This window comes from Chroococcidiopsis sp. [FACHB-1243], assembly GCF_014696895.1.
Taxonomy (GTDB): domain Bacteria; phylum Cyanobacteriota; class Cyanobacteriia; order Cyanobacteriales; family Chroococcidiopsidaceae; genus Chroococcidiopsis.
Window position 1 is genome coordinate 130,945 of the sequence record NZ_JACJQX010000008.1, and the last position, 18,993, is coordinate 149,937.

Here is an 18,993-nt window from a genome sequence, read left to right on the forward strand (position 1 = left end):
GTACTTGTTCTACCTCCGCCTTGCCCTATGGCAAAATATTAAATAATTCACTGCATTCCGTCTTCCCGACATGACAGCAACCATTCCTAACCTGCCCAGCCTCTACAACCCCTTCACCACTGAAGCCAAGTGGCAAAAATTCTGGGAAGACAACCAAGTGTATAAAGCTGAACCCCAGCGCGGCGGGGAACCCTACTGCATCGTCATTCCTCCTCCAAACGTGACTGGTAGCCTCCATATGGGTCACGCCTTCGATAACACGCTGATAGATTCCCTAATCCGCTACCATCGCATGAAGGGATACAACGCCTTATATCTCCCTGGAACCGACCACGCCAGTATTGCAGTTCACACAATTTTAGAAAAGCAACTGCAAGCAGAAGGCAAAACCCGCTACGAACTGGGACGGGAGAAATTTCTCGAACGCGCTTGGCTGTGGAAAGACTCATCTAAGGGAACAATTGTCGGTCAACTGCGCCGCTTGGGAGTTTCTGTAGATTGGTCGCGGGAACGCTTCACGATGGATGAAGGCTTAAACAAAGCCGTGGTCGAAGAGTTTGTCCGATTTCACGAAGAAGGACTGATTTATCGCAGCAAATATTTAGTGAATTGGTGTCCCGCAACTCAGTCAGCAGTCTCAGATTTAGAAGTAGAAAATAAAGAAGTCAACGGGCATTTATGGCACTTCCGCTATCCATTAACTGATGGGTCTGGATCTGTAGAAGTAGCAACAACGCGACCGGAGACAATGTTAGGCGATACGGCTGTCGCGGTAAATCCAAATGACGATCGCTACAAACATTTAATTGGTAAAACCCTAACTTTACCAATTATGCGGCGAGAAATTCCGGTAATTGGTGATGAATTTGTCGATCCTGAATTCGGAACGGGTTGCGTTAAAGTAACTCCTGCCCACGACCCGAACGATTTTGAGATGGGTCAGCGTCACGAGCTGCCGTTTATTAATATTATGAATAAAGACGGCACGCTGAATGAAAATGCGGGAGATTTTCAAGGACAAGATCGATTTGTCGCCCGTAAAAATGTCGTCAAACGGTTAGAAACTGATGGATTTCTCGTCAAAGTAGAAGAATACAAACATGCTGTACCGTATAGCGATCGCGGTAAAGTTCCAGTTGAACCCTTACTTTCAACTCAATGGTTTGTCAAAATTCGTCCTTTAGGCGATCGCACTCTATCATTTCTAGACGAGCAAAATTCGCCCCAGTTCGTCCCCCAACGTTGGACGAAGGTTTATCGCGACTGGCTAGTTAAACTCAGAGATTGGTGTATTTCGCGTCAACTGTGGTGGGGACATCAAATTCCCGCCTGGTACGCTGTCAGCGAGACGGGCGGAGAAATTACCGACAACACGCCGTTCGTTGTAGCGCGAAGTGAAGCAGAAGCACGGGAAAAAGCAGTTTCACAGTTTGGTGCGGATGTCAGGTTAGAACAAGACCCAGACGTATTAGATACATGGTTTTCTTCAGGATTGTGGCCCTTTTCCACTTTAGGCTGGCCCGATCGCACTGAGGACTTAGAATTCTACTATCCTACTGCTACCCTAGTCACGGGATTTGACATCATCTTCTTCTGGGTGGCAAGAATGACCATGTTAGGGGGACATTTTACCGGACAAATGCCGTTCAAGGATGTTTACATTCACGGGTTGGTGTTGGATGAAAACGGCAAGAAAATGTCCAAGTCAGCGGGAAATGGGATCGATCCGCTGTTACTCATGGATAAATATGGGACAGATGCCCTGCGCTACACCTTGGTGAAAGAAGTTGTCGGTGCGGGACAAGATATTCGGTTGGATTACAACCGCCAAAAGGATGAATCAGCATCCGTTGAGGCATCCCGCAACTTTGCGAATAAATTGTGGAACGCCGCCCGTTTCGTAATGATGAATTTGGACGGCAAAACCCCGCAACAATTAGGGCAACCAGCCGCAGATAAATTGGAACAGAGCGATCGCTGGATTCTCTCTCGATATCATCAGGTTGTCAAACAAACAACAGATTACATCGAGAATTACGGTTTGGGAGAAGCAGCAAAGGGATTATATGATTTTATCTGGGGTGACTTTTGTGACTGGTATATTGAACTAGTCAAATCAAGATTGCAGATGAAAGCAACAGACCCAATGGTGTTTCCAGAATCTGCAAGCATTTCCCGACAAGTAGCCCAGCAAACCCTTGCTCACGTTTTAGAAGGGATACTCAAACTTTTACATCCCTTTATGCCTCACATTACAGAAGAGATTTGGCATACGCTGACACAAGCAAAAGAAAGACAAAGTATATCTTTACAAAATTATCCAGAATCGGATGCAACCCTAATTGATTCAGAATTAGAACAGCAATTTGAATTGTTGGTTGGCACAATCCGTACTCTACGTAATCTACGGGCGGAAGCAGGAATTAAGCCAGGAGTAAAGGCAAATGCTGTCTTGCAAAGTGATAGCGAGTACGAACGTCAAATCCTTCTTGCCGGACAAGTATATATTTTGGATCTTGCCAAAGTTGAATTACTGACGATAACTTCAGCTTTAGATACAGCATTAGAACCCGCGATCGCCGATGTTGTCGGTACGGTACAAGTCCTAATTCCTTTGGCGGGAGTTGTTGATGTTGCCGTACTCAAAGCCAAATTAGAAAAAAGCCTCAGCAAAGCCCAATCCGAAGCCAAATCTCTCTCGGCGCGACTATCTAACCCCACATTTGTCGATAAAGCCCCGCCTGATGTCGTTCAAGGTGCTAAGGATGCTTTAGCCGAAGCCGAAAAACAAATTGAAATTCTCCAAGCCCGATTGCGTTTGTTGAAATAGAGACGAGGGGGACAAGGGGAAATTCAAAATTCAAAATTCAAAATTCAAAATTCAAAATTCAACCCGACTCCCGTACGGGCGGGTTTGAAAACCCGCCCCTACCGACTCCCCTTCTTCTCGCACCACTCACCACTCACTACTCACCACTCACAATGTTCTACCTCGCTCAAATTATCAAGTACGGGATCTCTGGTAAGTTAGGCTTAAAATTGCTGGCAAGTCAGGAAGCAGAGCATACTTGGATATTGGTAAGCGATCGCAGTGCTATTCTCGATGTGGAAACTACGATTGGCGATCGCTGTCCTTTTACCCTTGCTGAGGGTTTGTTGGTACTGGCAGAAATCTCGCCAGATTGCTGCCAGGTTTATAGCCTTCACAATGCTGCCGATTGGGTGATGGAATTAGTCCAAACCTATCTGACAAATGGCATTACTCCATTATTTTTGCAACAAGAAATGGAACGGGCAGAAAAATGGCGACAAACCTTAACTTTACAGACGCAAGAGTTATCTCGACGGGCGCTGGAAGTGGAGGCTAGACGAGAACAAATTCAGGCTTTGGAAACGAATGTGAGGCGGGAACAAGAGGAAGATGAAACTGGGTAAGTCGTAAGTCGTAAGTCGTAAGTCATAAGGTGGGCATTGCCCACCTTGTTTTTAAACCTTTGCGGGTGGTAAGGCTAGACGATCGCCTACCTGTGGTTTATAACCGTTGCTGTAATTATCTTCTGGTGTAATTAATAATTCTCGCAACAAACGGGCGATCGCCTTTTGAGTTAGCTGACTGGCGAGTTGCTGCCCGATTCTTTGAGTCTCTGGTTTTGTCAACACCTGTGTTAATTGCGGAATTAATTGTGCCGGGTCGAAACCACGAGTTTCTTGTAAAATTCCCCAAATACGCTTAATATGCTCCAAAGTTTGCTGTTGCTCGGAAGAAGCACCTGGAGTTTCATGAATTGCCATTGCCAAACGATTTCCCAAGGGAACGCGATCGAACGTGTCTCGCAGTCTAGATGTGACAGCGTGTAAGGTATTCCGACTCACAGCATCTACACTTTTAACAATCTCATCTACCAGGCGATCGCGAATAAAAGCCCCGCGTTCGGATGAGAGAAAATCAATCATTTGATTCAGGACAATATTAAAATCGTAGTCCTGATTTCCACGGGCATTTCGCAACAAGTTTTCTAAGCGATTCCAGCGGAACGTCCCTTCTTTAAACAGCAAATCTTTTAATGATGCGCGCAACTCTGGCGCGGGATCGATCAACAAACGCTTAGCAACGTAAGGATATGCAGCACTGAGAACTTTAAAATCCGGTTCGATCCGAATGGCAATTCCTTCTAACGTCACCAGAGAGCGAATGATCAAAGCGTAATATGCTGGGACGCGGAAAGGATATTCGTACATCAAATTCGACAGTTCGTCAGTGATGCTTTTAATATTTAATTCCGATACGCTAGCACCCAAGGCGGCGTTAAACACCCTGGCAAAAGCAGGGACGATGGGTGTTAAATCTGTATCTGGAGTCAAAAACTCCAATTTTACGTAGTCTTGTGCTAAAGAGTCAAAATCACGATTTACCAAGTGGACGATCGCTTCAATCAATCCGTACCTTTGGGCTGGCTTGATCTCGCTCATCATGCCAAAGTCTAAATATGCCAACTTCCCGTCGGGCGTAGCAAGTAAATTCCCTGGGTGAGGATCGGCGTGGAAAAATCCGTTTTCCAGTAGCTGACGCAGCGAACACTGCACCCCAACTTCAATGATGTGTTGGGCATCTATTCCTTGGGCGCGAATCGCTTCTACCTGCGTCAGCTTCGTTCCGGTAATCCACTCCATTGTCAAGACTCGGCGCTGAGTGTATTCCCAGTAAATTTTAGGAATATAAATATCTGGTAAATATCCATAGTATTCGGTAAAACGTTCGGCGTTTTCGCCCTCCTGAACGTAGTCCATTTCTTCAAAAATACGATATCCAAACTCGTCGAGAATATCGACTAAGTTACTGCGGATGCGCTTAAAAGTTTTGTTTGCCCAAGCTGCCAAACGACGGATGATGTATAAGTCGATAGTAATGCGATCGCGTAAGTCTGGGCGCTGTACCTTCACCGCCACTTCTTCCCCAGTCTTCAACCTACCCTTATACACTTGCCCTAAAGAAGCAGCAGCAATCGGATTGGGAGACAGTTCGGCGTAAATTTCTTCTGGAGTTTGCCCCAATTCCTCTTGAATGAAACGGTAGGCGATCGCATTATCAAAAGGTGGTAGCTGATCTTGCAGTTGCGTTAGTTCCTCTAAATATCCAGGTGGAACTAAATCGGGGCGAGTAGAAAGAGCTTGACCGATTTTGATATAAGCTGGACCCAGTTGCGTCAACAATTCCCTGAGCTGAACTGCCCTGCGCTGCTGCATTTTTAAGCTGCTTCCCCATTGCTTGTCCCACCACAAACCAAAAGCAAAGGAAAAACAAGGCAGCAGAATCGCAAAAATTCTACCAACAACCTGAAAAGGACGACGACTGTAATATGCAGCGATCGCTTCCGGTTCGTATCTTAATGCCAATTCCGGCTCGATCGAGCTGTGTCCAATTTCTGTAGCGTGTCTTGGCACAACATCTGTGCTAGTCACGGGGCTATCTGTCGTTACTTCTACGTAACTGTTCCCTCTTTGGCTGTCCAACTGCTGAGGATTTGGGGAAACCTGCTTCACATTCATGAATTTGGTGACGCTTGGGCGTGAGTTCGCTAACTATTGTAACAATTTGTTACCTAAAAAAGTTGTCGCAATACCCGAACGCCACTGGACTTAAGACAGAAATCTGTTACGTCCGATAGCGATCGCACTGCACCAACGTCATCATTATCGCTTTTTAGTTCAGTAAAGTAATCCTACTGATGACGGGCAAGTTTTGGAGATTCTATCGGTGGTTGGCTGTCGAGGATATCCGTATTTGGCATTAAAGCTTTGCAAGTCGCATTTCTTACCCATCTTTATTTTCGATCGCGCAACATTTTATCTGACAGTCAAAAATAACGAATGACTAATGACACACAACATTTCTGCTAGCCTGTAAATTGAAGCATATAGCTTGGTATAGCAATGTACGTACTAATTGGCGGCGCGGGCTTAGTTGGGCTAAATTTGGCACAAAAGCTTGTAGAGTTAGGGCATACTGTTGCAATTATCGATTGCGATTATAATGCCTGTCGTTATGCCCGCGAACAAGTGGGGGTGATGGCTTTTGAAGGGAGTGCAGTCAATACAGAAGTGTTGCTAGAAGCAGGGATTCGCAAAGCTGACTCTGTGGCTGCTGTCCTCCGTCAGGATGCTTTAAATTTAGCAATGGTCACTCTTGCCAAGCACTACGGAGTCTCTCACATTTTGGCGCGGATGCGTCACCGCGATTTTGCCGAACCGCTACGTCTTGCCGGAGCTAATCATATTATTAGCACTGTAGAGCTGGCAGTCTCTACAATGGTAAATGCGATCGAGTATCCACAAGTAGAATCGATGATGCATTTCGAGCAGGGACAAATTGAAGTATTGAAACTCGCGCTTCCTAATAATTGTTACGTTGTCGGTCGTAGCGTTGCCGAAATTGCTCAAGATAAAAGATTTCCTACTGGCTCTCTAATTATTGGTTATCAAGCCCATCCTCATGAAGATTTAGTCATACCTAATGGTAGTACAATACTTGAACCGGATTCAACTGTATTAATCGTGACGAAACCAGGCTCGCTGCATCAAGTCATCGATTTTATCGAAGGTTGTCGGTAACTAATTTTCATGAGAATATATCCATTATTTTGCTTACTTGTATTTGTTTTTTTTCTGTCTTCCTGTACGTCACCAAGTCCGTCGCGACAAGCCAATTCTCCACAGGAAACTCCATCTCAACAAGTCGTAAATGTAGATGAAAACTTTAAAAGATTAGCAGGTCAAACTGTCTACGTTCCTGTTTACTCTCATATCTATCACGATGATGGGAAAAAGACTTTTAATTTAGCAGCTACCCTCAGTATTCGTAACACCGATTTGGCAAATCCTATTGTCATTACCTTTGTTCGCTACTACGATACAAATGGAAAGTTAGTCAGGCAATATTTAGAGCAACCAATTCAAATTGATGCTCTAGCTTCTACAGATTTTGTCATTGATACAACCGATACTAGTGGAGGATCGGGAGCTAAATTTCTTGTGGAATGGATAGCTCAAACAGAAGTTTCCGAACCTATTATTGAAGCAGTTATGATTGGTAGCGGCTACCATCAAGGCATTTCTTTTATTAGCCCTGGTAAAGTAATTAAAAGTAAGTCGTAAGTAACTGATAACTATCAATCGTCTTCTAGGTTTAGTAGTTGCTCGTCAAGCTTTTGCAAGCGCGATCGCACAATTTCTTCTGAAAGAATCTGCTTGCGTATAGCATCGTTGAGCGCTCCTTTTTCTGCTAATAGTAAACGGCGACGAATAGCATCGAATTTAGTGAGATTACCTACAGTAGTGTCTAACTCATTTGGACGGCGATTGTAGATTTCTCGCAGTGCTTTTTCTGCCCCTGCTACTTGCACTTGATATGTCGATCGCATCTCTTCATAAATAGCTTTTGGTAATACTCCCGACCTCAACAAACTATCTAATTCATCTTGTGCTGCTTTGGCAGTCATCAACTGTGCTTGTAATTCTTCAATCTGTTGGCGAAATTTGGAAAACTCAGACAAATGCAAACGTTTAATAAACCAAGGTAAGCTCAATCCTTGCCCAACTAAGGATAGCAACACTGTACCAAACACTATCGCAATTAGCTGCTCTCGCCCTGCTAGTGAGGTTGGAATACTCAGCGCCAGTGCCATAGATAACGAGCCTTTGATGTTACCAATAAATAAGACGTGTTGCCAGCGCCACGGAATCGGACGGTCAAACCAACGCACCAGAATTAATAATCCGTAAACAGAGACAATGCGTGCCACCTGACAAGCCAAAAATGCTAGTAATACCGCAGGCAGGGTTTGCCAAAGAGTTATTAAGTTGATTTCTATGCCAATGAGCAGAAAAATAAAACTGTTAACACCAAAACTGGCACATTCCCAAAAACTCAACAAAGTCAACTTACTAGAAGCTGATATCTGTCTAACAAGCCCAATCGTACCAAAAATTAGCCCTGCAACAACCACTGCTACCCCACCAGAAACTCCCAAAGCCTGTCCAATTTGAAAAGTTCCTAGTGCTACTGCTACTGTTAGCAAGATACTACTGAGCGGATCGTCCATTCGAGCTAATAAACCCGTGCTACCCGTACTCAAATAGCCCAAGGCTAACCCTACTAAAATACTACCTGCGATCGCTACAAAAAGTTGTTGTAATCCACTCAAAATTGAGAACGAACCAGTCACGCTGACATTTAAAACCAGATTAAATAAAACTAGAGTGAAAATATCATTGAATAACGTTTCTCCCTCGACAATCGTAGACAGTCGCGAAGGCACAAGTACTTCTTTAAAGACAGCAATCACGGAAACGGTATCTGTATTTGCCAAAATCACCCCAACTAGCAACGCTGGTATCCAACTCAAACCAAGACCGAATTTCAGTACTACCGTTATCACCCCAGAGGCGATAACAACTCCTGGTCCCGCTAGCAAGGTAATTGGTTTAATCGTGCTACGCAGGCGACTAGTATCAGTATTGATAGCTGCCTCAAATAGGAGAATTGGCAAAAACAAATTCAAAACCAGAGAGTCATCTAAACCAATACGTTGAGGTAAAAGTTCGGTAACTGCTAAACCAGCTAACACTAAACCCGCAACATAAGGCATTCGCAACCAACGGGATAGTAAAGCCACGCCAGTTGCTACGAGTAACAGAATAATTAAGACAGTAACTAATTGAGCGACTTCCATTTAAAATCAAGTCAAAAGTTAAAAGTAAGAAGTCAAAAGGGCAAACGTGCAATATTGACTTGTGCCAGATGATATTTGTCAAAGGTCATCCAAGACTCCTCGACTCGTATTGCAATTTGCAACTTATCGTAACAGAAGTCAGCAGCCCACCTTCAACTACCAACTACCAATTACCACCCGATCTATTAATCCCCTGCCAATCTTGGCTAAAATTCATGAGGTGGCAAGTATGCGATCGCCCTCACGATATAGCCCTTCATGTTAATCTCCCTCCAGATTGAAAACTTTGCTTTAATTGACCAGCTGGAGTTGGAATTCGGCACTGGTCTGAATGTCCTCACAGGCGAAACTGGTGCTGGTAAATCGATTATTTTGGATGCGATCGATGCAGCCTTGGGTGGAAAAGTCAATAGTCGCGCCATTCGCACGGGAACAAATCGCGCCTCGATCGAAGCGACATTTCGATTGGATAAAGATTTGGCTGACTGGCTAATTACAGAAGAAATCGAACTAATTGACGATAATTCCTTAATATGCAGTCGCGAGTTAACCGTAGCTCAAAATAGCCTCCGCAGCCGATCGCGAGTCAATGGGGTACTCGTCAACCGCCAGCACATGGCACAACTACGCGATCGCCTGGTAGAAATTACTGCCCAAGGGCAAGCCGTACAAGTAGGACAAGCAGCCCAAGTACGAGAATGGCTAGATTTATATGGTGGTACAAGTCACTTTCAACAACGGGAAGTTGTCGCAACTGCCCATACCGCATACCAAGAAGTTAAAACTAATTTAGAAAAACGCCGACAGTCCGATCGCCAGCGGTTGCAGCAAATTGACTTACTAACTTATCAAGTCAAAGAATTAGAAGTAGCTAGTTTAAGCGAACCAGACGAACTAGAACAACTGGAACAGGAACGCCAACGCCTCAGCCATGTCGTAGAACTACAACAGTCGAGTTATAAAGTCTACCAAGTCCTCTATCAAAATGAGAATGACGGACAAGCCAGCGCCGACTTACTAGCAGACGCAGAAGTGACGCTAACAGATATGGTGCAATACGACACCCAGCTACAACCAATCCTCGATTTAGTCAGCGAAGCACTCGCAGCAATTACAGAAGCAGGACGGCAGATCGGCGCTTATGGCGAAAGTTTAGAATCCGATCCGCAGCGGCTAGAAATTGTCGAATCTCGTATTCGCGAATTAAAACTCGTGTGTCGCAAGTACGGTACGCTTCCAGAAGCGATCGCCTACTACCAAAAAATTCAAACCGAACTCGCCGAACTCAACGACAGCGAACAATCGATTGAAGCCTTGGAACAACAGGAACGAAAATATCTAGACCGACTGTTACAGGAATGCGATCGACTCACCCAACTGCGCCAGCAAGCCGCCGCCAAACTCGAAGCACAGATTCTTGCAGAACTCAAACCCTTGGCGATGGAAAAAGTCCAATTTCAGGTAGAAGTAGCCTCTACAGTCCCTACAGCCACCGGAAACGACCAAATTTCTTTTCTATTCAGCCCCAATCCTGGCGAACCATTACAACCCCTGATCGCGATCGCCTCTGGGGGTGAAATGAGTCGATTTTTACTTGCCCTCAAAGCCTGTTTTTCCCAAGCCGAAGCATCGGGAACGCTGATATTTGATGAAATTGATGTTGGCGTATCGGGAAGAGTCGCCCAAGCGATCGCCGATAAACTCCACCATCTCAGCCAACGTCACCAAGTGTTGTGCGTCACCCACCAACCCCTAGTTGCAGCTATGGCAGATCGTCATTTTCGGGTAGATAAGCAAGTTATTGTAGGGGCGGGTTTATCAGACACGCCTGGGGATAAACAAACAGTCCCGGCAAACCTGCCCGTACCGGGATCGGGAGAAATTAGGACGGTTGTGAGAGTTGCAGCCCTGGATAATTTTGATACGCGGCGGGAGGAATTAGCCAATCTCGCAGGGGGTAAATCTGCCCAAGATGCGATCGCCTTTGCCGAATCTTTGCTTACCCAAGCCGCCAATCAACGACAAACTCCGCAAAACGGTGCAGCCACAAAATCGCGATCGGCTAAATCGACGAAGAAACGATAATCAGTTATCAGTTATCAGTTATCAGTGACTAATTGGTTATGACTTTTGACTTTTAACTTTTGACTTACTAATGACCAATGATCGAAAAAATTGAAGTCACCCGTACCTATCTAAAAATGACAGCGGCAGACGAATTAAAACCTGCCAAAATAGAAAGCGATCGCCTGCAAATTCATCGAGTCATTGAATGTCCGGCTTCGTTTTATCGCTATCTGTACATGGAAGTTGGACGTAAATACCATTGGTGCGATCGCCTCAACTGGACGGATATTCAAATTAAAAATCATCTCAAACAACCCAACATTTCTATTTGGATTCTCTACTCAATGGGTGCGCCAGCCGGATTTTTTGAATTAAAACAACACGAAGATAAATCGGTAGAAATTGCTTATTTTGGTATTCTCGACGAATTTTTAGGGCGGGGATTGGGCAAACACCTACTCACTGTAGCGATCGAACGAGCTTGGGATTTGACTAAAAATTATATTTGGTTGCATACCTGCACTTTAGACCACCCAGCTGCCATGCCCAACTACCTCAATCGCGGCTTCAGACCTTTTAAACAAGAAACTTATTGCGTATAGAGACATGACGTGTAGAGACGTTACATGTAACGTCTCTACACGTCATAACATTTCTGGATAAATTATGCTACCAACCCAGCTCTGAGGGCGCGTACAGCCGCCTGCGTCCGGTCGTTGACGCATAACTTATTAAGAATATTACGGACGTGAGTTTTGACAGTGCCAACTGTAATGTAGAGTTTATCGGCAATGTCATAATTACTATGCCCCGCTACGATCAGCGCTAACACGTCGAGTTCGCGCTCGGTGAGAGGAGTCGCTGCCAGCATTTGAGTGTATTCTGGCTCTATGGCATCGATCGCCACAGTTGGCTTAGCACCAACCGGACGGACTTCTTTCAACACGATCCGGGCAATTGACGAATCAATCCAGTTTTCACCTGCGTAGGTCGCTTCGATCGCTTCGACCAACTGCTCTATACTAGTGTCTTTCATACAGTAAGAGTCTGCTCCAGCCGTGAAAGCAGCTAAAACAGTATCTTCGCGATCGTTTAAAGTCAGGATCAAAACTCTAGTCTTGCAGTCTGGAGTTTGGGTTTGAAACTCGCGGAATTTACGAGTTAATTCAATTCCATCCATATCTGGCAAGCCTACATCAACGATCGCCACGTCTGGCTTAGTCGTTTGCAGCAATTGCAACCCATCATGGGCATTAGCAGCATCGCCAACCACTTTTACTTTCTGAGTCTGTTCTAGAGCAGTCCGCATTCCTAAGCGGGTAAGAGTGTGGTCTTCAACTAAGGCGACTTGAATTAGACTCATATTTAACCTCAACCAGTTCGATCTCAACAGTTTAAAAAATTACCTGAAAAAACAGTTTTTGTCGCAGTCAATTCAATATAAATTACAAAGTCCACCGAACATTTACTGAAATCGGGTGAGAGATAATGAGTCAATTACCCGCCCTTCGGTAGATACACTGATATTCGCATCAGTCATAGAATTCTTATATCCCTCTAAGGGATGAAGTTGTCCCTAAAAGGGAGCAATTCAGTGACCAGTGACCTGTTACCAAGGACTAGTGACCAGTGGCTAGCTATTGAAACGGTTTCTGGGCAACAAAAGCATTGCTGCTTGTAGATGGTCTAGTTGTAAATACTCACTGATAACTGATAACTGATAACTGATAACCAGAGCAAGTGAATCAAAAAAGTGTAGAAAAAATTCAAACAGCAACAAAATTTATTCTTTGGTTTCGTCACTGTTTACCGCAACCATTTCAACAGGTTGTGCGACCATATTTAGCTCAACCTTATCAATTAGCTTTAGAAATACTTGACTGTTGTAGCGGTGAAGAACCGATGACGGTAGAAACTATCGCTCAAAAAGTTGCTATTAACAAAAATACAGCGCGGCAAGTACTCAGTGCTTTGAGAGAGGGAGGTTTAATTTTTACTATCACTGCAAATAGAGGATGGAAGTGTTTGCAGGTCAATCAGCAATCTTTACAAGCGATCGAGCAAACTTTGGAACGAGAATTAATTTCATAGTTCCAAATTCAGAAGTCGATTTATATCTTGCACAAATCGACTTTTCCCAAAATCTACTCGACGGTGACGGACTTAGCCAAATTACGGGGTTGATCCACATCCAAGCCACGCCTTGCAGCGATGTGATAGGCAAGTAGCTGTAACGGAATCACGGAGAGAATGGGAGAGAGGATTTCATCTACAACTGGGACGGGCAGTGTATCGTCAAATATTTCCTTGGCGTGTTCGTCGTGCATGGGAGCAACGCCAATTAAGCGCGAGTCGCGGGCTTTAGCTTCCTGTACGTTAGAAAGAACTTTTTCATAAACGCTACCAGGCATAGCGATCGCCACGACAGGAACTTTGGCATCCAACAAAGCGATCGGTCCGTGTTTCATCTCTCCCGCTGGATAGCCTTCCGCATGAATGTAACTAATTTCCTTCAATTTCAGCGCCCCTTCCAGCGCGATCGGATAATTAATTCCCCGTCCGATGAAAATAAAGTCTTGCGTCTCAGTAAACTCATGGGCGAGTTCTTCGATTTGTCGCTCTTGCTGTTCCAAAATTGACTCGATCTGGGCTGGGAGTTGCCACAGTTGCCCGATGATTTGCTCTAGTTGAGTCGCTGATAGAGTTTGGCGGCGATACGCCAGATCGAGGGCGAGGCAATAAAAAGCAACTAGTTGGGCAATAAAAGTTTTTGTGGCGGCTACGCCAATTTCAATTCCAGCCTGAATGTCAATCGTGTAGTCTACTAGTCGAGCTAGCGAACTTTGCATTCGGTTGGTAATTCCCAACAGACGAGGACGAAATTGTGGCGTTTTCTCGGCACGGCGTTGCTTATCCATAGCGATCGCCGATAGGGTATCAGCCGTTTCACCAGATTGCGTCACGCCCACAATCAACGTATTCGGCATCAGAGGCGGCGGCGCGTAACGAAATTCTGAGGCATAGTGTACCTGTGTGGGAATTTGTGCCAGCTGCTCCAGCAAATACTTACCCACCAAGCTAGCGTGCCAACTCGTACCGCACGCTACAATTTGAACTTGCTCCAAGTCGGTGTAGAACTCTGCTGGTAAGCTCAGATTAATTGGACTGGTGGTAGATGCAGCAGTCCAATCGTTGCCAATGTATGTTTCTAAAACCATCCGCACGACACTCGACTGCTCGTAAATTTCTTTGAGCATGAAGTGACGGAAGCCTTGTTTCTCCATCGTGACGGCAGTACCGCTGAGCAAATGGGGATGTTTTTTGAGGCGATCGCCTGCAAAATTGTAAATTTCAATTCCCAAAGGCGTAAGAGTCGCCATTTCTCCGTTTTCCAACGGCACGATCGCGTGAGTGTAGGGCAAGATCGCCGGGATATCTGAAGCACAGAAAAACTCCCCTTGCCCGAAACCAAGCACCAACGGAGCTTGTTGTCGCGCCACCACAATTTCATCAGGATAATCGGCACACAAAAGCACGATCGCGAATGCTCCTTCCAACCGATTCACGACTCGCCGCACTGCTTCCGTCAAAGGAGAGTAAAATTTTTCGGTTTCGCCACTCTGCCGCATCTGGTTCAGACATTCCGCTACCAAATTGGGAATAACTTCAGTATCGGTTTCAGTCACAAACTCATAGTTCAGCTGTTTTAATTCTTCTCGTAGCTCTCGATAATTTTCGATAATACCGTTTTGCACTACAGCTACCCGTTTTGAAGCATCTAAATGTGGGTGAGCGTTGTGTTCCTCCGGTTTTCCGTGGGTTGCCCAGCGTGTATGTCCGATTCCGACTAAACCAGGAATTTCTTGTCCGTTAAGTTTTGATTGGAGGTTGCGTAACTTACCCTTAGCACGGACGCGGTGAATCTCGCCTTCCCACACCGTAGCAATTCCGGCAGAATCGTAGCCTCGATACTCCAGCTTTTCTAAACCCGCCAGCAAAATTCCGGTTGCCGCTTGAGTGCCGATATAGCCTACAATTCCGCACATGTGTCACTCCTTCTATTCTTTCTTATATTCTTTAAAGTTTATGAGTTAATCTATTGGGTTTGTCTGGAATCGACAAATAATTTCTCTATTCTATAGTTGATGATTTACGCCATACGGATGTTGCCCTTGCACGAATTAAGTAGTAGTAACTGGTTGACAGTTATCAGTTATCAGTGGTAACGGGTAATTGGTAGTTGTCCCCCTTGTCCCCCTTATCCCCCTGCTCCCTCAATCAAAAAAAGAGGGTGGCTTGTGTTCTCCCCCCTCTGTATGCAGCTGGATTGTGACACGCAGCTAAAAAAGGCAATCGTCTAATGGTACTGGCTATCAAAATGTTGTTTTTTTATTTCTAGCGTCTAGAGGATTTAACTCAAACTCTAGTAAGCTAGACCCATGCTGCGAGTGGTTTCCGCACCGAGATATACGCGAATGCTTAAAAAGTCGGTGGGACAAGCTGTTTCACAGCGCTTGCAGCCTACACAGTCTTCCGTGCGGGGAGAGGAAGCGATTTGAGCGGCTTTGCAGCCATCCCAAGGAACCATCTCTAGCACGTCTGTTGGGCAAGCCCGCACGCACTGAGTGCAGCCGATACAGGTATCGTAGATTTTAACGGTATGAGACATGGAAATTAAGACTCCAACGAGCGTTTTATGTTGGCATAGACTCATAATCAAGGCTTAGTTTACCGTAGAGTCCGAATCCACTTCAGTAAAAGGCTACATAACTTTAAATTCTGTAATAGTAGGGAGTAAGGAGCAGGGAGTAGGGAGCAGGGAGCAGGGAGTAGGGGGACAAGGGGGACAACTACCCATTACCACTGATAACTGATAACTGACAACTGACTACATCTATCTATAGTTATAAAAGTAATAAATTGTGTGTTGAAACTAGTCAATAAAATTTAGAGAAAATATTTGGCGATCGCCCTCTCAATTTTATGTAAACTCTTGTAAATCATTGCTGAGTTTGATAGAATTCACAAGTAGAGTTGTTAGGAATAATTATGGCAATTGCCGTAATTTTTTTATAGTAAATACAACTCCTACTTTGGACTGAGGACAGAAATTTCGGCTTCAGTTTATTTTTGTGATGTAACGTGAATAGACTCACGCGCGCGAGTGCCTTGGCATAGCTGCGATCGTGTCAAGTGTGGCAAAGTCCATAAGGGAGCAAAACTTGCAATACAAGCCCAATGTTGAACTAGATCTATCTCCTCTAAATTCAGAGCAGAATGTCAATTACGGTTGCAATCTCAAATGGAAACCAGGAGATGAAAAAGGTGGTTCGATCGCTATAGCTGCTATTTTTATGAGTAAAAATACTTCAAAGCCAAGCATTTAGGCTTGCCGAAGCTCGTAGATTTCAGTATTTTGTAGGATTCCAACCGCGATCGCAGATTCGGCAAAAGAGCGGGTAACAGCAGTAAGCTCAGCGATTCCAAGCGGCAGTTTAAGCAATGTCTAATCGCAACATTGCTGCAAATTTTTTGTCTTCTATAAAGATTTGTTTTTGTCAAGGATTGCAAATAATATTTACTTGCTGCTAATGTATTGTCAGAGTCAATTGGCTCTTAAGGCGCAAATAAAATCTGCTGATGTTAGTTTTTCTCCTCCTTTTCTTCCCGCTGTATTCAGACTGGGAAACACACTAGGAAATAGCTAATTTGGCTTTTAGTAATGTATTTTTTGACCTAATAAGAGCAGTACCAGCTATGAAAGTGTAGCTGAGAGTAAAGGGCGAGCAGAAATTGCGTTAGCGTTCACGTAGCTTGCTTCTCCGAAGGAGTAGTGTAGCGTAGCGTTTAGCGCAAACGTTGTTATCGCCATCATAATTGACGCGAACTTATTAGGCTTTCTGTCATCGCATTCCCAAACACGGTGGCGAGTGGTTAGAGGCAACAGAAAAAAGTGAAGTCAAAAATTGGGTAAGTGTTTACTACTGTATCCAATGTGCTTTTGCTGAACTTCTTTTGCATCTACTTGGTCTTGCGGCGCTACATGCAAGTCGCTAATTTTTGTTGGACTAATTCACACAGGTAAAATTCATGAGCGAAGTACAAGCAAAGTTCACGGCGACTGAAACAGCTTTTCACGTTGAAGGCTACGAAAAGATTGAATTCAGCCTCCTCTGCATTAATGGTGCTTTTGACATTAGCAACCGTGAAATTGCCGATCAATATCAAAAATACGGACGCTGTTTAACCGTCATCGATGCCAACATTTATCGATTGTACGGCGAACAAATTGAAGCTTACTTTCAGCATTACAGCATCGACCTAACCGTATTCCCCATCACCATCACCGAACCAAATAAGACGATCGCGACCTTCGAGACAATTATCGATGCATTTGCCGAGTTCGGCTTAGTCCGCAAAGAACCAGTCTTGGTTGTTGGCGGTGGATTAGTCACAGATGTAGCTGGTTTTGCCTGTGCTGCTTATCGTCGTAACTCTAACTTCATCCGTGTTCCGACAACCTTAATCGGTCTGATCGATGCTGGAGTAGCAATTAAGGTTGCAGTCAACCATAAGAAACTGAAAAACCGCTTGGGCGCTTACCACGCACCTAAACAGGTCATCCTTGACTTTTCTTTCTTGCGCACCCTACCTACAGCCCAAGTGCGTAACGGCATGGCAGAACTGGTAAAAATTGCCGTAGTTGCCAACGCTGAAGTCTTCAATTTACTGGAGAAGTATGGCGAACAACTCCTGCAAACTCACTTCGGTTATGTAGATGCAACACCAGAACTTCAGGAAATTGCCTACAAAGTCAATTACGAATCGATCAAGACGATGATCGAGTTGGAAACTCCCAACCTGCACGAAATCGACCTCGATCGCGTCATTGCCTACGGTCATACCTGGAGTCCGACTTTAGAACTCGCCCCTAACGTACCAATTTTCCACGGTCACGCTGTGAATATTGACATGGCATTCTCAGCCACTCTCGCAGCAAAACGCGGCTACATCTCTACCCAAGACCGCGATCGCATCCTTGGTTTAATGAGTCGGATCGGCTTAGCCCTCGACCATCCCCTACTAGAAGGCGATCTTCTCTGGCAGGCAACTGAGTCGATTATGCAAACCAGAGATGGCAAACTACGCGCAGCAATGCCCAAACCGATCGGTACTTGCTTCTTCGTCAATGATCTGACGCGGGAAGAACTGAATGCTGCTTTAGCCGAACACAAGCAACTGTGCGCGACCTATCCTCGCGGTGGCGACGGTGTTGATGCTTACATGGTACAAGAACCCGAACTTGTAGGGAGCGTATAACCATGACGATCGCACCTCAGAAAGAAAATACGGCAAGACCAGTTACGCCCTTGGGGATTCTAGTGCAGCAGTTGCAACAAATCCTAGAGTTAGTGGCGAAAGAACAAAACATTTCTTTAGAGGTAGCTGCCAAAATTCAGCAAGTGTGGCAACTCGCCGCAGGCATCGACCCATATATCGAAGCCGTTTCTACCGAAGAATCTGCTGCCCTCGCCGCACTAGCAAACAAGACCTGTGCTGAACCTTGGGAAAAACGATTTTCTGACCAGGAGACAGTCCGCCAGTTAGAACAGGAAATGCTATCTGGACATTTGGAAGGACAGACATTAAAAATGTTCGTCCACATGACCAAAGCCAAAAGCGTTTTGGAAGTCGGAATGTTCACGGGTTACTCTGCTTTGGCAATGGCAGAGGCTTTACCAGAAAACGGACGCTTGGTCGCTTGCGAAGTGGATCGATACGTGGCAGATTTTGCAATTGACTGCTTTCAAGCATCTCCCCACGGACGCAAAATTTCTGTAGAAGTAGCCCCAGCTTTAGAAACCTTGCAGAAATTGGCAGCCGCGAAAGAGTCTTTTGACTTAGTATTTATCGATGCCGATAAGAAGGAGTACGTAGATTATTTCTACCTCTTGCTAAATGCAGATTTAGTACCCTCTGGAGGATTTATCTGCGTTGATAATACCTTGTTGCAAGGACAACCATACCTGCCACCCGACCAGCGCACCCCGAACGGAGAAGCGATCGCCCAATTTAACCGCATCGTAGCTGCTGACCCCCGCGTGGAACAGGTTTTGCTACCGCTACGCGATGGTTTGACAATTATTCGGCGCATATAAATCGGTAAAAGCAAGGCAATGCCTTGCTTTTACCACAA

At 45.0% G+C, this 18,993-nt stretch carries 15 protein-coding genes; 10 read left to right on the forward strand and 5 right to left on the reverse strand.

Features of this window, described 5'->3' with window-relative positions; all coding sequences use genetic code 11:
* Positions 1-70: 70 nt before the first annotated feature.
* The gene (locus tag H6G17_RS08310) at positions 71-2,830 is read left to right on the forward strand and encodes a valine--tRNA ligase (protein ID WP_192156051.1); all 2,760 of its coding nucleotides are present in this window, start codon (positions 71-73) and stop codon (positions 2,828-2,830) included.
* Between the two features lie 152 nt (positions 2,831-2,982).
* Entirely contained in the window at positions 2,983-3,435 is a 453-nt protein-coding gene (locus tag H6G17_RS08315; protein ID WP_192156054.1) for a hypothetical protein, read from the forward strand.
* A 51-nt stretch (positions 3,436-3,486) separates the two neighbouring features.
* On the opposite strand, the gene H6G17_RS08320 is transcribed toward H6G17_RS08315, so the two are convergent.
* Positions 3,487-5,547 (reverse strand): AarF/ABC1/UbiB kinase family protein, encoded by a 2,061-nt coding sequence (locus H6G17_RS08320; protein ID WP_192156056.1) that lies wholly within the window; start codon positions 5,545-5,547, stop codon positions 3,487-3,489.
* A 384-nt stretch (positions 5,548-5,931) separates the two neighbouring features.
* Between H6G17_RS08320 and H6G17_RS08325 the strand changes: the two genes are divergently transcribed.
* Complete coding sequence (locus H6G17_RS08325; protein ID WP_192156058.1) at positions 5,932-6,609, forward strand: TrkA family potassium uptake protein; 678 nt, start codon at positions 5,932-5,934, stop codon at positions 6,607-6,609.
* 9 nt (positions 6,610-6,618) lie between these two features.
* On the forward strand, positions 6,619-7,152 hold the full coding sequence (locus H6G17_RS08330; protein ID WP_192156060.1) for a DUF3124 domain-containing protein: 534 nt from the start codon (positions 6,619-6,621) through the stop codon (positions 7,150-7,152).
* Positions 7,153-7,166: 14 nt separating this feature from the next.
* On the opposite strand, the gene H6G17_RS08335 is transcribed toward H6G17_RS08330, so the two are convergent.
* Positions 7,167-8,729 carry a sodium:proton antiporter gene (locus tag H6G17_RS08335; RefSeq protein ID WP_192156062.1) on the reverse strand — a complete coding sequence of 521 codons (1,563 nt, stop codon included), beginning with the start codon at positions 8,727-8,729 and terminating at the stop codon, positions 7,167-7,169.
* 258 nt (positions 8,730-8,987) lie between these two features.
* On the opposite strand from H6G17_RS08335, the gene recN reads away from it, so the two are divergent.
* Both recN and H6G17_RS08345 read left to right on the forward strand, forming a co-directional pair.
* Positions 8,988-10,814: a DNA repair protein RecN gene (gene recN, locus H6G17_RS08340; RefSeq protein WP_192156064.1), complete on the forward strand. Its 1,827-nt coding sequence runs from the start codon at positions 8,988-8,990 to the stop codon at positions 10,812-10,814.
* Between the two features lie 77 nt (positions 10,815-10,891).
* Positions 10,892-11,398: a GNAT family N-acetyltransferase gene (locus H6G17_RS08345; protein WP_192156066.1), complete on the forward strand. Its 507-nt coding sequence runs from the start codon at positions 10,892-10,894 to the stop codon at positions 11,396-11,398.
* A 62-nt stretch (positions 11,399-11,460) separates the two neighbouring features.
* Here H6G17_RS08345 and H6G17_RS08350 read toward each other — a convergent pair whose 3' ends face one another.
* Positions 11,461-12,159 (reverse strand): response regulator transcription factor, encoded by a 699-nt coding sequence (locus H6G17_RS08350; protein WP_192156068.1) that lies wholly within the window; start codon positions 12,157-12,159, stop codon positions 11,461-11,463.
* Between the two features lie 377 nt (positions 12,160-12,536).
* On the opposite strand from H6G17_RS08350, the gene H6G17_RS34560 reads away from it, so the two are divergent.
* Positions 12,537-12,887: a helix-turn-helix domain-containing protein gene (locus H6G17_RS34560; protein ID WP_015152872.1), complete on the forward strand. Its 351-nt coding sequence runs from the start codon at positions 12,537-12,539 to the stop codon at positions 12,885-12,887.
* Between the two features lie 53 nt (positions 12,888-12,940).
* On the opposite strand, the gene glmS is transcribed toward H6G17_RS34560, so the two are convergent.
* Together glmS and psaC are read right to left on the reverse strand one after the other, a co-directional pair.
* The gene (gene glmS / locus H6G17_RS08360; RefSeq protein WP_192156073.1) at positions 12,941-14,842 is read right to left on the reverse strand and encodes a glutamine--fructose-6-phosphate transaminase (isomerizing); all 1,902 of its coding nucleotides are present in this window, start codon (positions 14,840-14,842) and stop codon (positions 12,941-12,943) included.
* A gap of 377 nt (positions 14,843-15,219) precedes the next feature.
* A complete protein-coding gene (gene psaC, locus H6G17_RS08365) occupies positions 15,220-15,465 on the reverse strand; it encodes a photosystem I iron-sulfur center protein PsaC (protein WP_012411495.1) in 246 nt (81 codons plus the stop codon).
* A 553-nt stretch (positions 15,466-16,018) separates the two neighbouring features.
* Between psaC and H6G17_RS08370 the strand changes: the two genes are divergently transcribed.
* The 3 genes from H6G17_RS08370 (at position 16,019) to H6G17_RS08380 (ending at position 18,955) form a co-directional block, all read left to right on the forward strand.
* A complete protein-coding gene (locus tag H6G17_RS08370; protein ID WP_192156075.1) occupies positions 16,019-16,183 on the forward strand; it encodes a hypothetical protein in 165 nt (54 codons plus the stop codon).
* 703 nt (positions 16,184-16,886) lie between these two features.
* Positions 16,887-18,116, forward strand: coding sequence for a sedoheptulose 7-phosphate cyclase (locus H6G17_RS08375; protein ID WP_192156077.1), 1,230 nt, complete (start codon positions 16,887-16,889; stop codon positions 18,114-18,116).
* A gap of 2 nt (positions 18,117-18,118) precedes the next feature.
* Positions 18,119-18,955 (forward strand): class I SAM-dependent methyltransferase, encoded by an 837-nt coding sequence (locus H6G17_RS08380; RefSeq protein ID WP_192156079.1) that lies wholly within the window; start codon positions 18,119-18,121, stop codon positions 18,953-18,955.
* The last annotated feature ends 38 nt before the right edge of the window (positions 18,956-18,993 follow it).